The sequence below is a fragment of the Mesorhizobium sp. WSM4829 genome (genome assembly GCF_055811475.1).
The window spans coordinates 1-2,934 of sequence record NZ_JBVVQJ010000094.1; the positions used below are offsets into that span (position 1 = coordinate 1).

At 58.4% G+C, this 2,934-nt stretch carries 1 protein-coding gene and 2 pseudogenes; 2 read left to right on the forward strand and 1 reads right to left on the reverse strand.

The genetic code is table 11. The annotated features are described in order from the left end of the window. Window positions 1–408: 408 nt before the first annotated feature. A pseudogene (locus tag AC0L17_RS34225) lies at window positions 409–914 on the forward strand (IS630 family transposase); the annotation flags it as partial. A 103-nt stretch (window positions 915–1,017) separates the two neighbouring features. Here the strand turns inward: AC0L17_RS34225 and AC0L17_RS34230 are convergent. Further along, window positions 1,018–1,258 (reverse strand): annotated as a pseudogene (locus AC0L17_RS34230) (IS6 family transposase); the annotation flags it as partial. Between the two features lie 428 nt (window positions 1,259–1,686). On the opposite strand from AC0L17_RS34230, the gene AC0L17_RS34235 reads away from it, so the two are divergent. After that, on the forward strand, window positions 1,687–2,838 hold the full coding sequence (locus tag AC0L17_RS34235) for a phosphotriesterase family protein (RefSeq protein WP_473518953.1): 1,152 nt from the start codon (window positions 1,687–1,689) through the stop codon (window positions 2,836–2,838). Window positions 2,839–2,934 lie beyond the last annotated feature (96 nt).

Sequence of the window (2,934 nt, forward strand, 5' to 3'; positions counted from 1 at the left end):
CACTGCGCGACATCCTTCGTCCGCAACTTTTGGCAGCGCGCGCAAAGAAGCTCACCGACGACGCATGGGAGAAGCGGCTGATTGCAGTGCGACGTGCAGTCGAAAATATCTGAGATTCATCTGGTATTGCCAAATTGTTGCTGGATGCATGTGAGCAGTTGGTCGAGGATCAGGCAACCATTGCAGTGGAGTAGTCAGCCCAGAGGTTGAACGCGTCAGCCCCGGCGTGGCGATAGGATGCAGCGGACAGTTTGTGGGGACTGGGTGAACGTCGCATCTATCCATTTGCCCTAGATAGTGTGTTGCATACTGAAACGGCAAGCACGTGCAGTTAATGTCGTTATCAGCGCCCGATCATGCAGAGAATCGCTCCTGGCGACGAAAGCACTTCTTCAACAAAGCCTGCCGCGCCTGGTCTTCATCGACGAGACGTCGACCAAAACCAAGCTGACCAAACGCACGGGCCGGTCGCCCAGGGGCGAGCGCTACAGGACGCATGCTCCCTTCGGCCAATGGAAGACGCAGACCTTCATCCCGGCCTGCGCTGCCACGGCATGACCGCGCCGTGGATCGTCGATGCCCCGATGAACGGCCGGCGCTTCGAGAGTTGGGTCGAGACGCAACTGGCACCCGAACTTAAGCCCAGCGATGTCGTCATCCTCGACAATGTCCACAAGAGCGAGCGGGCCCACGAACTGGTGCGCCGACGCGGCGCATGGTGCTGTTCCTGCCGCCATACTCGCCTGATCTCAACCCCGATCGAAATGGCTTTCTCGAAGCTCAAGACGCTGCTGCGCAAGAAGGCAGCCAGAACCTTCCAGGCGCTCTGCACTGAGCTCGGCGACATCTGCGACCTCTTCGACCCCACTCAGTGCCGAAACTTCTTCAAAGCTGCTGGATATGAGGCCGATTAATCGCGACACGCTTTTAGTTCAAGGACCTGTCCGCGCTCAGGACATGAGGCGGCGATGTTACGTTGTCTGCATATAAACGCGTTGAGACCTGCGGCCGCTGATGTCAGCGGAATTTCCATTGCGCCATGGCCTGCAGGCGATGAATATGTGTAGCGAGAGCGGAGCGTTTTGAGCGGGGCGGGACGAAGAGATTGCGCAGAGCCGAGAAGATCGAAACGAAGCGTTGCAGTGCCCTTGTGCGACCGATGGTCGACGTCCGGCATCACCTGTCGCCTGGCTGCTCCATAGGAGAGCAGCTTGTCGGTGATCATGGGCTTCGGCGCGACGCCTTGCTTCTTCAGCAGGGGACCGGTGGCGATCACCTTGGCGCCGGCGGCCCTTAGCCATTGAATGGCGGTCACCCCAATTCCGGAGGTCGCGCCGGTTGCGGCAGCCTGCACAGCATCCATGGCCTCATGTATACCGGCGAGCGGTACGATCCGTCTCTCCATAAAGTTGATGGCGTATTCCTCCGGCATTTTAAGGCGAGCCGCGGCAAAGTCGGTCCGCACCACCGTGAGCGACAAGGCCACACCCTTTCCGTGCAGCATCGCCAGCATATTGTTCCGCCCTTGCCTATGAACCTACCTTAGATGGTAGTAGCGTTACTTGGTGTTCTTTAGTACTTGCCTAGTTCCGATTTCAACCAGAAAGCGCAGTTGCACCTGATGTCCGATACGCTCGAATTTGAGATGTGCAGCTCTATGAGACGTAAATGTGATTGGAGGTGAGCATGGCAAATCAAGCAAACGGCTCGACGGAACCGGGTATTGATGGGGGAGCGAACCGGCGGCAAGCGTTGTTGATTGCAAAGGCGGAGGTGACGTTCGGGCTGCCTGACCGCGCCAAGGCGCAGATGGCGGCGGCGCCAACCGCAGCATCCCAAACGGCGGCAGTCGACGATCTGACGCTCGAAACCGTGCTCGGACCGGCCAAGGGGAAAGACATTCAGAAGGCGCTGCCGCACGAGCATTTGTTCTGCGATTTGTTGGGCCCGACCGATCCAAACTATATGAACGTCGACTGGTCCACCGTCTCGGGCGCCTGCATCAATGGCGCGGCCGAGTGGCGGGGACAGGGCGTCAATCTGGTGATCGACCCAACCAATCTCGGCATCGGCCGGAACGTACTCCTGCTGAGGGATGTGTCGCGCGCGACCGGCCTCAACATCGTCTGCTCAACCGGCATCTTCAAAAGCCTCATCCCGCCGCAGTATCGGGGCCTCTCGGTGGATAGGATCGCCGAGCGTTTTGTCGAAGAACTGACGAAGGGATGCGATGGAACCATGATACGCGCAGGCTTCATCAAAATCGCGACCACTGAAGAAGGCCCGACTGAGACGGACACGATATTCCATCACGCGGCAGCGATCGCCGGACGCGAGGTCGGCTGCACAATCAGCCTACACAGTCCACTAGCGGGCCCCACAAAGAGCGTTGTCGCCACGCTGGAATCCAAGAAGTTTCCGCTCGACCGCTTAGTCTGGATGCATGCCCAACTGTCCCCTATAGACGACCACAAGGCAATGGCCTGCCGCGGCGCCACGGTCCAGTACGATGGGATCAGCGCCCATTCTGATCCATTCTTCACAGACGACGCCTCGATGCTCGACCGAATCGAGGCGATGGCCAAAGCCGGCTTCGATAAGCAGGTCCTCGTCTCAGTCGATGCCGCAGTCGCAATGAATCCGCAGAAGTGGCAGTCCGGTGGCCACGCCAGCCATATTCACCGCAATTTCGCGCCGCAACTCGTAGAACGCCTTGGTGAGGTTCTGGCCAACCAGATTCTCCGCGACAACGTAATCCACGCCTATCGACGCGCCGACAAGCTCCCCAGTGCCGCAGTGATGGAGTGGGAACCACGGCCGCCTTTTGACTTAGAGTGATTGAGCCGGAAATCAGCAATAGAAGGCAAAAAACTGAAGTTTTATCGTTTGGAAGATTCGACGTTTAAACACGGGTAAGCTCAGAACCGTGAACTG

Coding starts and splice junctions, on each gene's coding strand:
- AC0L17_RS34235 (WP_473518953.1), top strand. CDS start 1,687: ATGGCAAATCAAGCAAACGGCTCGACGGAACCGGGTATTGATGGGGGA.